The following is a 13,031-nucleotide window of genomic DNA, read 5'->3' as shown; positions in this document are numbered from 1 at the left end:
GTATGTAAGACCCCTTGTAGACGACGAGGTTGATAGGTTCGAGGTGGAAGTGCGGCAACGTATGCAGCTGACGAATACTAATCGGTCGAGGGCTTAACCAAAATTCCTAAGTAAAGTACTTTACGTTGAGTTTCGTATCTAGTTTTCAAGGAATAAATCCTTGAAAGATTCATTGTTTCTATTCCCTGATAGCTCAGTTGGTAGAGCACTCGACTGTTAATCGAGTTGTCACAGGTTCGAGTCCTGTTCGGGGAGCCATATGGAGAGGTGTCCGAGCTGGCCGAAGGAGCACGATTGGAAATCGTGTAGGCGTCACAAGCGTCTCGAGGGTTCGAATCCCTCTCTCTCCGCCACAATCTTTCTAGTAAGGCCCGTTGGTCAAGTGGTTAAGACACCTCCCTTTCACGGAGGTAACAGGGGTTCGAGTCCCCTACGGGTCACCATCTTTACTTCCCATGGAGGCTTAGCTCAGCTGGGAGAGCATCTGCCTTACAAGCAGAGGGTCGGCGGTTCGATCCCGTCAGCCTCCATCACTTTTCCTTATGAAAGACTTGATTTAATAGGAAACGTGACATATACTTAATGACGCGGGGTGGAGCAGCCCGGTAGCTCGTCGGGCTCATAACCCGAAGGCCGCAGGTTCAAATCCTGCCCCCGCAACCAAATAATACATGTGGAGCTGTGGTGTAGTGGCCTAACATGCCTGCCTGTCACGCAGGAGACCGCGGGTTCGAATCCCGTCAGCTCCGCCATTATTATTACACAATTTAGTTAGGCTTTGTAGCTCAGTCGGTAGAGCAGAGGACTGAAAATCCTCGTGTCGGCGGTTCGATTCCGTCCAAAGCCACCATTTAAATTAAATAAGCCGTTGTAGCTCAACTGGTAGAGCAACTGACTTGTAATCAGTAGGTTGGGGGTTCAAGTCCTCTCGACGGCACCATTGCTTTGTGGAGGCTTAGTGAAGTGGCTAAACACGGCAGACTGTAAATCTGCTCTCTTCGAGTTCGGTGGTTCGAATCCATCAGCCTCCATTTTCCTTTTTGTAGGGGCATAGTTTAAGGGTAGAACAAAGGTCTCCAAAACCTTTGGTGTGGGTTCAATTCCTGCTGCCCCTGCCAAAAATGCAAGAAACTTAATATTGTGGCGGTCGTGGCGAAGGGGTTAACGCACCGGTTTGTGGATCCGGCATTCGCGGGTTCAAGTCCCGTCGTCCGCCCATTATTACCAAAGCAACATAATGGGGATTAGCCAAGCGGTAAGGCAACGGACTTTGACTCCGTCATGCCAAGGTTCAAATCCTTGATCCCCAGTTTTATATGCGGAAGTGGCTCAGCGGTAGAGCATCGCCTTGCCAAGGCGAGGGTCGCGGGTTCGATCCCCGTCTTCCGCTCCATTATTACTAAGGCGCCATAGCCAAGTGGTAAGGCAGAGCTCTGCAAAAGCTTTACCCCCAGTTCGAATCTGGGTGGCGCCTCCACAAATTTATAAGCCGGAGTGGCGGAATCGGCAGACGCACAGGACTTAAAATCCTGCGGTAGGTGACTACCGTACCAGTTCAAGTCTGGTCTTCGGCACCATTGTTTTTACAAGTTTATGCCGGCATGGCGGAATGGCAGACGCGCTCGACTCAAAATCGAGTCCGAAAGGGTGGAGGTTCGAGTCCTCTTGCCGGTATAACGAACAAAGAAAGTCTATGAAATCATTTGATTTCATGGGCTTTTTTTTTGTTCACTTTCGTTACGTAAGAGGGATCAATACACTTCGTACACATGGTATCTAAAATGCTATGTATATGTGTTTTACAGATAGTAAAATAGGAAGGGAGTGCTTACAATGGAAGTTCATTCCCAAATACTACGTATGAGGCGGGGACCCTTTGAATATTGTGAATTCGGTAAGGTTTAAGATTTTTATTGGGTTTGTGCTGGTGGTTGCTCCCTTGGTTTTGTTTTTGATCTTTAATAATGTGTACTCCATGAATGTGGTGAGGGATCAAATTTCTCAAAACTATAATAAGCTCCTGCATCAGTACGTGGAGGATACGGATAATACACTCAAAGAATTTGATAATTATTTGTTTCATCTCTATAGTGATCCTGATGTGATTAACATGAACTTGTACTCGTTGGAATCGGATGATTATGTGCTAGCAAAGCAGCGCTTGTTCAACAAGTTAACCCGACAGTTGGATATATACAATTTGGTCAATACGTTTTTCGTCTTTTCGAATACGACGGGGGATCTACTTGTATCTACAAGGGAAAATACGTATTACTATGACCGTGTTCAGACGGTGAAACAATTCATCGTTGAAAATTCGAAGAGCCGTCCGAATGACAGCTCAAATGGCAACTGGCTCATTATGAAGGCAGCGAACGGCGACCACTATTTGATGAAAATTAATAAGGATTTGGGCGCAGGGCTGTCAGGCGGTATTCTCATTAAAATGAGCAGCATGGTTGAGCCGCTCAGCAAGTGGGACACAGGAGATGACTGTGGTGTCTCCAGACGGGATTACGTTAGCAAACAACTTTTTCCCGTTACAAAGGTATCAGAATATCAGCGATCAAATTGCAACCAAAAGCTCTGGCTTTCAAATTGTCAAAGATAAGGAGCTTGATCAGCAGTTTTTGATTGTGCGTGAAGCATCCTCGCATGCAGATTTGGAATTTGAACTCATCATTGCCGAGAAAAATATGCTGCAGAATTTGCCATATTTGCAGCTGTTGATTTACTTTTTACCATTAGGCGGAGCGTTTGTGCTTGGGATTTATTTGTTGTATGTGCAGCGCATCTTATTCAAGCCGTTGATGCAATTAATACGAGGTATGAGGAAGATTGCCCAAGGGGAATTGTCAATCAGGTTGCATGAAGGCAGCTCGACAGAATTTGCCTTTCTGATAGCTACTTTTAACAACATGGTGGATCAGATTGAGAATCTGAAGATTTCGGTCTATGAGGAGAAGATCCGCGTACAGCAGGCGGAATTTAAGCATTTGCAGGTGCAAATTAATCCTCACTTCTATATGAACAGTTTAAATATTATTTATAACCTCGCGGCGTTAAAAGATACGAAATCCGTTCAGAAGATGTCACTGCATCTGGCCGATTATTTCCGTTTTATTATGCGTACGAATCGGACAACGATGACACTGAAGGATGAGATCGATCATATTCGCAATTATTTGGAGATTCAAGTCATGAGATATCCGGACAATTTGACGTTTGACCTCCAATTACCAGAGACATACAGTCAGTACGCTATTCCTCCACTTATTGTACAGCCATTTGTAGAGAATGCTGTGATCCATGGGTTTACGAAGCAGTACGGTACGTATGTTATTCAAGTGAAAGCAGAGCAAGATCCAGAAGCGCCTGAGGAGTTCTTTCTCTTGTCGATTAGTGACAACGGGAATGGATTTCAACCAGAAATGCTGCAGCAATTAAATTCAGCTCAGTATTTGGACCAATCGGGCGATGAGCACCTAGGGATTTGGAATGTACGGCATCGGTTGCAAATGAATTATGGGAACAGAGTTGCGCTGAGATTTCTGAATAAGCCGGAGAGAGGGGCCTTGGTTCAAATTAGGCTGCCGCTTCACACCCCCATTGTGGAAGGGACGGAAAAGGATGTTTAACTTATTGGTTGTGGACGACGAGAAGATCGCGGTAAAAGGAATAACAGTGGGGATCGATTGGGAGGCGTTTCCGATGGGTCAAATTTTTGAAGCGTTAGATGTGAATGAAGCGAAGCAAGTGCTATCTCAGAATCGAATTGATATCATGATTTCGGATATCGAAATGCCAGGTGCCAATGGCTTGCAACTGCAGGAGTGGGTACGTACGCATTCACCGCAAACGGAGACGATTTTCTTAACGGGTCATGCGAATTTCGAATATGCGCAGCAGGCTGTTCGGTTAGGGAGTTTTGATTACGTCTTAAAGCCAGTAGATCACGATCGGCTGCAAGATATTGTGAAGCTCGCCATTGAGAAGATTAAAGAAGATCAGGAGCAGTTAGATTTTCATGAAACGTATAAGACGTATTATAGTCACTGGGTCAATGAGCTGCCATCGTTGGTTGAGAAGTTTTGGCAGGAGTTGTTTAGTGGGAAAATACCTGCGAATGAGGAGCGGTTGACTCGTAAATTCCAGATGTATGAAATCCCCTTGGACATGACGAGCAGGATTTTACCTATCCTGATAAGTGTGGAGCACTGGAAGGAAGACCTGAATGCAAGAGATGAAGAGATTATGGAGTACGCGATTCGGAAAGCGGCTGCTGAAATCATTGTTATGGAGCAGGCTGGCTTCGTGATTCAGGAGAATGGTTCATCTTTGGTTCTTCTGTATGTAGCTGAAGGAAGCGAACTATTTCTATCTGACATCAAAGCGAAGTGTGAGGCTTTTATTAGTGCTTGTCACCGTTATTTCCAGTGCAGCTTGTCCTGCTATGTAGGCGAGGAAACGCCTTTACTCAAGCTAACGGCGAAGGTGGCGGATCTTTTTCAAAATGAGCGGAACAATGTGACGAAAAGTAACTGCGTGCTTTTGCACAATGAAACAGATCAGCCGCTCATGAACAAGCCGCAGGCGCCAACCTTTTCCGACTGGATCGTGCTGCTTGAGTCTGGGAAGAAGGCGGAGCTGGTAGCTCGCATACAGGAGAATATTGATCGTCTACAGAAGAATGATGACGTGGGCTCCGAAACGGTTGAGGCTTTCTATTATGGGTTGTTGCATGTGGTGTATCATGTTTTGCACAAAAAAGGATTAGCTGTACATGATATGCTGCCTCATCAAGAGTTACAGGACTATAGCAGTGCGACGCGTTCATTAAATCAACTGAGGAATTGGGCGGTTCGAGTCGCTACCGTAAGCTGTGACTACATGAATAGCCATCTGAAAGGCGTCTCAGCGGTTACTGCGAAGGTATGCCAGTACATTGACGAACATATGGAGGAAGAGCTTAGTAGAGAGGAATTGGCGGCTTCTGTGTTTCTCAATCCAGCCTATTTATCACGTTTATTTAAGAAAGAAACGGGGCTTTCCATCTCGGAGTACAGTCTGAAGGTTCGGATGGAGAAAGCGATGAAGCTGCTTGCGGAAACCAACGATAAGATCAGCTATGTAGCGGAGCAAACGGGATATTCACACTTTTCCTTTTTCGCGAAAATGTTTAAGAAGTATTCAGGACTATCCCCGCAGGAATATCGAAAGAACTTTCAGGGCTGAAGAGGTTCTGAGGCATGGGATCAGGGGTACTGAACAACATAAGATGGTATGGAAAAGCTACCCAAGAAAGGGTAGCTTTTTGTGTTTTCAGGAAGAGATGGCAACGTTTAGACGAATGTCACAGAAGTGCTTATTCGGTCACTAGGCAGATAGAGATTTATTTCCAAACAATTTACAATGAACCTATAAGAGAGAGGATGTAAGCGGATTGCATGGAAAGGGGAGCAAATTAAACGATGAACGATACGTCAAATACGGCAGCGCAGGCAGCCCCTATACGTACTACGAAACGAACTAGGGTTCAATCAAACTTTCTATGGACGGTTCGTAAATACTGGATCTTCTATGTGATGATGGCACCAGCAGCATTGTTGCTCATCATTAACAACTACATTCCAATGGCGGGCGTTCTGATTGCTTTTAAAAATGTGAATTACACAAAAGGGATTCTAGGAAGTCCATGGGTGGGCTTCGATAATTTCAAGTATTTGTTTTCTAGTGAGGTTGCGTGGGTCATTACTCGAAATACGATCTCGTATAATCTGGTTTTCATCGTATTGAATTTGGTAATCGCCGTTGCAATGGCTATTATGTTTAATGAGATGCGCAGCAAATTTCTATCGAAGTTTCATCAAAGCACGATGTTTCTGCCCTTCTTTCTCTCTATGGTGTGTGTAGCCTATCTGGTATACGCTTTCTTAGGCGCCGAGCATGGTTTCGTGAATACCGTGCTCCTACCTAAATTAGGTATCGAACCGATTGACTGGTATACAGAGCCGAAATATTGGACGGTCATTCTACCGATTGTGAACACATGGAAAAATCTTGGATACTATACGGTCATCTATATGGCAGCCATTATTGGGATTGATCATGAGTATTATGAAGCGGCATTGATCGATGGAGCGAATAAATGGCAGCAAGTCAAACGGATCACGATTCCGCTGATTATGCCGGTCATGATTACAATGACACTGCTTCAAGTAGGTAGAATTTTCTATGCGGACTTCGGCCTCTTCTTCCAAGTAACCAAAAATGCAGGGGCTTTATTTCCGACCACACAAGTTATTGATACCTATGTGTATCAAACGTTCCTGACGATGGGGGATATCGGAATGTCATCGGCAGCAGGCTTGTACCAAGCCGTTGTAGGCTTCCTACTTGTTCTAGTTACGAACTTATTTGTAAGAAAAGTAAGCAAAGAGAACGCACTATTTTAAGAAGGAGTGGCTGTCATGAGTGAAGCAATTTCATTACGTAAACAACGGATAGCCAGGAAACGAGGACCCAATGAATTAACGCCTACAGCGAATTTGTTGGTTAACGTGTTCTTCTGGATTTATACCGCAGCTTGTATAATGCCTCTGGTGTTGGTTATCATCGTATCCTTTTCGGATGAAAAGGGAGTTCTCATACATGGCTACAATTTCATACCTGAAGCTTGGAGTTTGGAAGCGTATAAGTTCATGTTTAAGGATTGGCATCAAATCTTGCGTTCCTTCGGAATCTCAGTCTTCCTAGCAACGGTAGGAACAGCGATTAGTTTAGTGATGATGTCACTTTATGCGTATCCCATCTCGCGAAGTGATTTTCCACATCGAAGTTTCTTCTCCTTCTTCATGTTTTTCACGATGTTATTCAATGGTGGGCTCGTTCCATGGTATCTTGTCTATACGCAGATGCTGGATTTGAAAAATACGATCGCAGCACTTATGCTGCCCTTGTTAGTCTCCGCTTTCTTCGTCCTATTGCTTCGGACATTCTTTGCGAATTCGATTCCGATGCCTTTAATCGAAGCAGCGAAGATTGATGGAGCCGGTGAGGTTCGGATTTTCAGCCAAATCATTATTCCACTCTCCTTACCGGTATTGGCTTCCGTTGGTCTGTTTCAGGTGCTGAACTATTGGAATGACTGGTTTCTGAGTCTGGTGTTCATTTCTGGCAGCAAAAACATCAATCTACAGTTCATGATGTACAAAACAATGCTGGATATTCAGTTCTTAACTTCGAATGTGCAGGCGAGTCAAGGTTTATCGCAGGCAGGGGGCATGCTACAACTACCAACGGAAACAGTCCGTATGGCGATGGCCGTACTCGGAATAGGACCGATCGTGTTCGCGTATCCATTCTTCCAGAAGTATTTTAAGAAAGGCCTAACGGTTGGTGCAATAAAAGGATAGTTAAACACGGCTTGTACCAGTGTAGACTGGTTTAGCATAGAAGAAGAATTGAGATAAAGGGAGGCAATCCATCAATGAAAGCTTTGAAAAAAAGCACTCTTGCACTTCTTACCCTAACGTTTTCGTTATCACTCACCTTGGCGGGCTGTTCGAAGAGCACACCAGAGCCTGCAGCAAGTGCTACAGCAGCACCAGCAACAAGTACAGCGCCTGCTGCGACGAAAGCAGCTACAACGGATTTGAAGCCTTATGAAGTGAAACTAGTCTACCCTGGTACACCACAACCGGATCAAGCTAAAGTCGAAGACGCAATGAACAAGGTTTTGAAAGAAAAAATCAATGCAACGATCAAATTAATGCCAATCGACTGGGGTCAATGGGATAACAAAACGAACTTAATGATCGCTTCCCGTGAAGAGTTCGATATCCTTTTCACAGCACAATGGAATGGTCACGCTGTCAATGTGGGTAAAGGTGCGTTGATGCCGTTGAATGATTTGATTGGGCAATATGGCAAGGGGATTACGGATTCCTTGGATCCAGCGTTCTTGCAAGGTGCTAAAATCAACGGTAAAAACTATGGTGTTCCAACGAATAAAGAACTCGCAGCTTCAGGTGGGGTTGTGTATCGCGCCGATATCGCGAAAGAGTTAGGCATTGATATGACCGCTGTGAAAACGATGGCAGACTTGGCTAATGTCCTGAAAACAGTCAAAGAGAAAAAGCCAGAAATGACAGCTTTCTTCCTTCGCGATGGGGATAACTTGAATGCGCACTATTTGGCACAGTATGACTATCTGGGTGACAGTACAATTCCAGGTGTGATTATGAAAGATGGCACAGATACAAAAGTGATTCCGAAATGGGATCAACCGCGTTATAAGGAAATTTTGAAATTAACACGTGAATTTATGCAAAAAGGATATATCAATAAGGATGCGGCTACGACACAATTGTCGGGTCAAGATGCTTTGAAGTCCGGTAATGTGTTCATGATTACTTCTTCTTTGAAACCAGGTAAAGATAGTGAGCTTGCGAATGCAACGAACTTGGTAGGCAAGCTTGGTCAAATCGAGCTGACACCACGTACCATTTCCACTGGCGACACAGCGGGTTCCATGTTGGGTATTTCCGTAACTTCCAAGGATCCAGCTCGTACGATGATGGTGATTAATCTCTTGCACACAGATAAACAATTGAACAATTTGATCAACTTCGGTATCGAAGGTACGCACTACACGAAAGTGTCGGACAACATTATTAAAGCAACAGATGCAGGCAAAAATTATGCTCCAGGTGCTGCATGGCAGTTCGGTAACCAATTCTTGAACTACCTATACGATAATGAAGATCCACAGAAATGGGATAAATTCAAAGAGTTCAATAAATCGGGCAAAAAATCACCAGGTCTAGGCTTTACGTTCGACTCCGAGCCAGTTAAAACACAAGTGGCTGCAGCAGTTAACGTAGGTAAAGAATTCGATGCAGCGATGGATACGGGTTCTGTGGATATGGATGCTTCCTTGCCGAAATATCAAGATAAAATGAAAGCAGCAGGCATTGATAAAATCATTGCTGAAAAGCAAAAGCAATTGGATGCTTTCTTAGCAGCTTCTAAGAAGTAATAAATTCTATGTATAAGGGGCCGAGGTTCATATGAACCTTGGCTCCTTTTGTTTGCAGACATCTATGGCTAATTACCAAACAAAAGTCATTAATACGATAACTAACAATACGTACAATACAAGAACAACTGCAGCGGACGACGTACCACCATAACCTGCACAAGAACCAGCACCTACAGCAACACCCATTTATGTCACCCCCCATCTCTAGGAATGCTCTTCCGCAGAAGCGAATGAGAGACAATACTATCCTATGGAGAGATTTCACGATTTGCTTGGGTGTTTCGCCTAAATCTATAGGGTTAATCACGACTTTTGGGCTAGCGCCTGTTTTTGGAAAAAGATAGCGAGAAGTTGAACAAGTGACAGTAGCCTTCCATATGGTAGAAAAAGAACGTAATGCCATTGCGGAGGTGTAAGGGCTATCGATTACTTGGATATGTTAGCGAAGCTCGGGATAGGAAACGCACATCCCGGGGGATTTGGAGAAACCATTGAGCAACTGAAGAAATATCCGATCGACAAAGGGAAAAAGGTGTTGGAAGTTGGCTGCGGAACAGGTAGAACGGCCTGTTATTTGGCAGAGCAGGGCTGTGATGTCACCGCCATCGATATACGTCCGGAGATGATCAACAAAGCCAAGATCAGAGCGGAGAAGCAGGGGACTCAGGTGAAATTCCTGATTGGAGATGTTTGTCAGCTGCCATTCGATGCTAATTCTTTCGATGTCGTGATGGTGGAATCTGTTACGAACTTCGCAGACGCCCAGAAAGCTGTATCGGAGTACTATCGGGTATTGAAACCAGAAGGAAAGCTATATGACAGAGAAGTGATTAAAGTAAAAGATATGACAACAGCCATTCATAGGGCGCTATGCAGCTTCTATGGGGTGAGTAAGATCTATAAGCTGGAAGAGTGGCAAGAGCTGCTGGAGAGCAATAAATTCAGTAACGTCACTTCGACAGGCATCCATCCATTCCCCTTAATGATGTTCGAAGATCAGGTTCAGCATCCAGATCCTGTTCATTTATCTGATCGACAATCCTTCATGGATCCCCGTGTATGGCAGATCACCGCTCGGTATGATGAGCTGGTCAGCAAGTATCATCCTTATATGGGGTATACCCTAATGATTGGCTCCAAGGACTAAGGATACACTAAGAAGCAGGATAATGAATCCTTCATGGCGAAGCATATGAGAAAGATTATCATTGGAGGCTGCTTCTTTTGAATGTAGACGTTATTACAGAACGAATTTCGAACCGTAAAGCCAAGGAAGTTTATGAGCTGATTACACGGCATACGACGGTTTCGAAAATAGATTTATTAGATCAAAGCGGTATGACGGTCTCGACGTTAACGCGACTGCTAGAGGAGTTAACGAGTCAGGGACTCATCTTGGAATCCGGCTTTGGTGCATCTACGGGCGGGCGTAGGCCGATTTTGTATGAGAAGAATCCGGCCTATGCTTATATATTTGGTTTGGAAATCTCGAGAACCTTGTCCAAGCTGGTACTTGTAGATCTAGGGATGAACAAGCTGGAAACGAAGAGCTGGGCGATGACAGAAGTTATGACTCCAGGCGTGCTGCTTCCCCTTATTGTCAAAGAAGCGAAGCGCATGATAGCTCACCATGGCATCGAAACTTCGCAGGTGTTGGGTATAGGAATTGGAGCAGTGGGACCGGTAGACCGAGTATCCGGAGTTATTCTGGAGCCCTCTTATTTCCCGGCGAGTGGATGGAGACATGTGGACATATGCAGGTGGTTGAGTGAAGAACTGCAAGTTCCTGCATTGCTGGACAATGGCGCGAACACAGCGATTCTGGCGGAATCCTGGCACCAACGGACCCGGAGCTTTAAGCATCTGCTTTATATTCACGCTGGTGTAGGCTTACGTTCTTCTATGGTATCAGAAGGCAAGGTTATCTATGGGGCGGTAGATATGGAAGGCTCTGTGGGGCAAATGATTATTCAAACCGATGGTGTTGCCCATCGTAACCAATCTGGCAATTATGGCGCTTTGGAATCTTACGCTTCGCTGTATGCGATAGAGAAGGCTGCAAAATCTGCCTTGAAACAAGGGAAATCTACCGTTTTAGTACATATGGTTGAGGATCCAGAGCAGGTTACTTACCAGCATATTATGGAGGCGCTCAAAAAAAATGATCCCCTAGCCGTGGAGATCGTGACGGAGGCTGCGACCTATTTCGGGATCGGCCTGGCGAATTTATTAAATATTTTGCACCCGGAGAAAGTGATCATCGGGGGGCCATTGATAACAGGCGGGGAATTGTTCTTCCAGACAGCAACGCAGGTTGCGATTCGTAAGACGTATTATTACCCCGCCTATCAGGTTGTTTTCAGCAAAGGACAGCTTGGTGATGAAGCATTAGCCATTGGAGCTGCTGTAATGGTTATGAATCAACTGGTTAAAGCTTAGTTTCTTTTAGGAAGGCGAGCGGTAGTCCATTGATTTAAGCGAAGCTTCCTTCAGAAAGGCAAGAACTAGTTCATTGAAGGCTTCCGGTTTCTCCATGGGTGTTAAGTGGGAAGCAGAAGGAATGACGTGAAAGTTAGCGCCTGGAATCTGATCAGCCATAGACTTCATAACATCCGGCGGCGCGATTGCATCCTGTTCGCCAGCGATGACGAGGGTTGGCACAGAGATGGTAGGCAGGAGGCCAACCGAGTCCGCGCGGAAGGCCATCGCGATGCTGGCGTGGACAAGACCTTCGGCTGACATGCTGTCCATGATCACTTTGAGTGAATCGATCAGCTGCGGCTGCTCTTGAACTGTGGCTTCTGTCACAAGTTTAGGCAGCATGGCATCTCGAGCGGCCGCGGCTCCCTTGTCATACAGAGAGACAGCCATGTTCATGCGATTTTTCCGTCCTTCTTGGCCATCTAGCTCGGGACGTGTATTGGCTAGAATCAATGCTGAGAAGCGTTCAGGTGCTAGACGAAGTAGAGCAAAAGCGACATAGCCGCCCATGGAGAAGCCTCCAAGGGTGGCTTTTTCTATCCGTAATTCATCCATAAGAGCGAGAATATCTTGCGCATACTGTGTGAGAGACATTGGCGTAACTGGCAAATCGGATTGACCCATGCCACGGAAATCAGGTGCAAGTACGCGGTAGTTTGCGGACAATGCCTCGATTTGTGATTGCCACATCCGATGATCCAAGGGAAAGCCGTGAAGGAGGATAACAGGAGCTCCTTGACCTTGATCTTGAACGAACAATTCGGTACCATTTACGTGTTTTTTCATTGTTTTTCACCCTCCATTGACATATTTTTGACCACATAAGAAAGATCGCGTTTTCGAATCCCGAAAACTGCTTTATTATTGGCGATAAAACCTACCTCAAAACGCGGTCGCTCATCTTCGAACGGCCTCGAAATGAGGTTTTCTCAGAAAAATAGCGAAAAAGTTATGTCTTCATACTTTCATTATGGTTAACTCATACTTACTTAACATTTCATTGCTATTCTCTGATTATACCTTTAGTACTTCACCAAGAACAGGCAAAATGAAACATTTATATTTACGAAATGGGGTTTATTGCTATGACTAAAAAACCATGGTCCACTCAAGAACTGGACAAACTAATTCGACTTTCCTCGGAGTGTCCGCCAGTTGTCATTGCTAGAGAATTATCACGTCCTGTTACATCGGTCCGCAAAAAAATGCGTGAAATGGGTGTCAGTTATGTATCGGGTGAGCAATGGAAAAAAAGTCAAATTCAGTACCTCATTTCGGATGAAGGCACTTCCTACAAAAACAAGCATAAGTTAACGCAAGAATCAAATGAAGATGGATTTGAATCACCTGTGCTAGATGAGTTCTGGACAACCCTTGTGAAAATGGCTCGTGTAGCTAAAAAGAGGGGGAAACGGGTCGATGTCCTGTCGTTTATCGATACATACCGCAAGATTCGTATTGGCGGCTAAATTCAACTATACATACTCATGAAGGTGAAATGCGCTGC

General features: G+C 44.9%; 10 protein-coding genes, 16 tRNA genes and 1 rRNA gene. 26 read left to right on the top strand and 1 reads right to left on the bottom strand.

The annotated features are described in order from the left end of the window. From AC1DLM_RS15005 to AC1DLM_RS14885, 25 genes are all read left to right on the top strand, one after another. Window positions 1–101: ribosomal RNA gene (locus AC1DLM_RS15005) — 23S ribosomal RNA — on the top strand; the annotation flags it as partial. Window positions 102–182: 81 nt separating this feature from the next. After that, a tRNA-Asn gene (locus tag AC1DLM_RS15000) sits at window positions 183–258 on the top strand. A gap of 3 nt (window positions 259–261) precedes the next feature. Further along, window positions 262–353, top strand: a tRNA-Ser gene (locus tag AC1DLM_RS14995). 15 nt (window positions 354–368) lie between these two features. Next, window positions 369–443: transfer RNA gene (locus tag AC1DLM_RS14990), tRNA-Glu, on the top strand. Between the two features lie 14 nt (window positions 444–457). Further along, window positions 458–530: transfer RNA gene (locus AC1DLM_RS14985), tRNA-Val, on the top strand. A gap of 56 nt (window positions 531–586) precedes the next feature. Then, a tRNA-Met gene (locus AC1DLM_RS14980) sits at window positions 587–663 on the top strand. A gap of 12 nt (window positions 664–675) precedes the next feature. After that, window positions 676–752 (top strand) — tRNA-Asp (locus AC1DLM_RS14975). A 22-nt stretch (window positions 753–774) separates the two neighbouring features. Continuing rightward, window positions 775–850: transfer RNA gene (locus AC1DLM_RS14970), tRNA-Phe, on the top strand. 14 nt (window positions 851–864) lie between these two features. Then, window positions 865–940, top strand: a tRNA-Thr gene (locus tag AC1DLM_RS14965). Window positions 941–949: 9 nt separating this feature from the next. Further along, window positions 950–1,031 (top strand) — tRNA-Tyr (locus AC1DLM_RS14960). 13 nt (window positions 1,032–1,044) lie between these two features. After that, window positions 1,045–1,118 (top strand) — tRNA-Trp (locus tag AC1DLM_RS14955). Window positions 1,119–1,143: 25 nt separating this feature from the next. Beyond that, window positions 1,144–1,216 (top strand) — tRNA-His (locus AC1DLM_RS14950). Window positions 1,217–1,238: 22 nt separating this feature from the next. Continuing rightward, window positions 1,239–1,310, top strand: a tRNA-Gln gene (locus AC1DLM_RS14945). Window positions 1,311–1,318: 8 nt separating this feature from the next. Further along, window positions 1,319–1,393, top strand: a tRNA-Gly gene (locus AC1DLM_RS14940). Window positions 1,394–1,403: 10 nt separating this feature from the next. Then, window positions 1,404–1,477, top strand: a tRNA-Cys gene (locus AC1DLM_RS14935). An 11-nt stretch (window positions 1,478–1,488) separates the two neighbouring features. Next, window positions 1,489–1,577 (top strand) — tRNA-Leu (locus AC1DLM_RS14930). Between the two features lie 18 nt (window positions 1,578–1,595). Further along, window positions 1,596–1,674, top strand: a tRNA-Leu gene (locus AC1DLM_RS14925). 202 nt (window positions 1,675–1,876) lie between these two features. Further along, the gene (locus tag AC1DLM_RS14920) at window positions 1,877–2,611 is read left to right on the top strand and encodes a hypothetical protein (protein ID WP_477570399.1); all 735 of its coding nucleotides are present in this window, start codon (window positions 1,877–1,879) and stop codon (window positions 2,609–2,611) included. Beyond that, the gene (locus AC1DLM_RS14915) at window positions 2,499–3,638 is read left to right on the top strand and encodes a sensor histidine kinase (RefSeq protein ID WP_477570398.1); all 1,140 of its coding nucleotides are present in this window, start codon (window positions 2,499–2,501) and stop codon (window positions 3,636–3,638) included. Before AC1DLM_RS14920 ends, AC1DLM_RS14915 begins: the two co-directional genes overlap by 113 nt. After that, on the top strand, window positions 3,631–5,235 hold the full coding sequence (locus AC1DLM_RS14910) for a response regulator transcription factor (protein WP_477570397.1): 1,605 nt from the start codon (window positions 3,631–3,633) through the stop codon (window positions 5,233–5,235). Before AC1DLM_RS14915 ends, AC1DLM_RS14910 begins: the two co-directional genes overlap by 8 nt. Window positions 5,236–5,471: 236 nt before the next feature. Beyond that, window positions 5,472–6,455 (top strand): ABC transporter permease, encoded by a 984-nt coding sequence (locus AC1DLM_RS14905; RefSeq protein ID WP_477570396.1) that lies wholly within the window; start codon window positions 5,472–5,474, stop codon window positions 6,453–6,455. A 15-nt stretch (window positions 6,456–6,470) separates the two neighbouring features. Continuing rightward, a complete protein-coding gene (locus tag AC1DLM_RS14900) occupies window positions 6,471–7,415 on the top strand; it encodes a carbohydrate ABC transporter permease (protein ID WP_441988424.1) in 945 nt (314 codons plus the stop codon). A 74-nt stretch (window positions 7,416–7,489) separates the two neighbouring features. Then, a complete protein-coding gene (locus AC1DLM_RS14895) occupies window positions 7,490–9,040 on the top strand; it encodes an ABC transporter substrate-binding protein (RefSeq protein WP_477570395.1) in 1,551 nt (516 codons plus the stop codon). 439 nt (window positions 9,041–9,479) lie between these two features. Continuing rightward, a complete protein-coding gene (locus tag AC1DLM_RS14890; protein WP_441988730.1) occupies window positions 9,480–10,190 on the top strand; it encodes a class I SAM-dependent methyltransferase in 711 nt (236 codons plus the stop codon). Between the two features lie 77 nt (window positions 10,191–10,267). Then, window positions 10,268–11,482 carry an ROK family protein gene (locus AC1DLM_RS14885; protein WP_441988426.1) on the top strand — a complete coding sequence of 405 codons (1,215 nt, stop codon included), beginning with the start codon at window positions 10,268–10,270 and terminating at the stop codon, window positions 11,480–11,482. Window positions 11,483–11,488: 6 nt separating this feature from the next. Here the strand turns inward: AC1DLM_RS14885 and AC1DLM_RS14880 are convergent, their stop codons facing one another. Further along, on the bottom strand, window positions 11,489–12,310 hold the full coding sequence (locus AC1DLM_RS14880) for an alpha/beta fold hydrolase (protein ID WP_441988427.1): 822 nt from the start codon (window positions 12,308–12,310) through the stop codon (window positions 11,489–11,491). A gap of 299 nt (window positions 12,311–12,609) precedes the next feature. Between AC1DLM_RS14880 and AC1DLM_RS14875 the strand changes: the two genes are divergently transcribed. Next, window positions 12,610–12,993 carry a hypothetical protein gene (locus AC1DLM_RS14875; RefSeq protein WP_441988428.1) on the top strand — a complete coding sequence of 128 codons (384 nt, stop codon included), beginning with the start codon at window positions 12,610–12,612 and terminating at the stop codon, window positions 12,991–12,993. Window positions 12,994–13,031 lie beyond the last annotated feature (38 nt).

It is taken from the genome of Paenibacillus sp. 01T442 (assembly GCF_056398345.1).
The sequence above is the reverse complement of the archived record's forward strand: the minus strand, read 5'-3'. Positions and strand labels throughout refer to the sequence as shown.

What these genes read in the sequence shown, in the direction of transcription:
- AC1DLM_RS14910 (WP_477570397.1), top strand. Translation starts at nt 3,631, where the DNA reads ATGTTTAACTTATTGGTTGTGGACGACGAGAAGATCGCGGTAAAAGGA.
- AC1DLM_RS14905 (WP_477570396.1), top strand. Translation starts at nt 5,472, where the DNA reads ATGAACGATACGTCAAATACGGCAGCGCAGGCAGCCCCTATACGTACT.
- AC1DLM_RS14900 (WP_441988424.1), top strand. Translation starts at nt 6,471, where the DNA reads ATGAGTGAAGCAATTTCATTACGTAAACAACGGATAGCCAGGAAACGA.
- AC1DLM_RS14895 (WP_477570395.1), top strand. Translation starts at nt 7,490, where the DNA reads ATGAAAGCTTTGAAAAAAAGCACTCTTGCACTTCTTACCCTAACGTTT.
- AC1DLM_RS14890 (WP_441988730.1), top strand. Translation starts at nt 9,480, where the DNA reads ATGTTAGCGAAGCTCGGGATAGGAAACGCACATCCCGGGGGATTTGGA.
- AC1DLM_RS14880 (WP_441988427.1), bottom strand. Translation starts at nt 12,310, where the DNA reads ATGAAAAAACACGTAAATGGTACCGAATTGTTCGTTCAAGATCAAGGT.
- AC1DLM_RS14875 (WP_441988428.1), top strand. Translation starts at nt 12,610, where the DNA reads ATGACTAAAAAACCATGGTCCACTCAAGAACTGGACAAACTAATTCGA.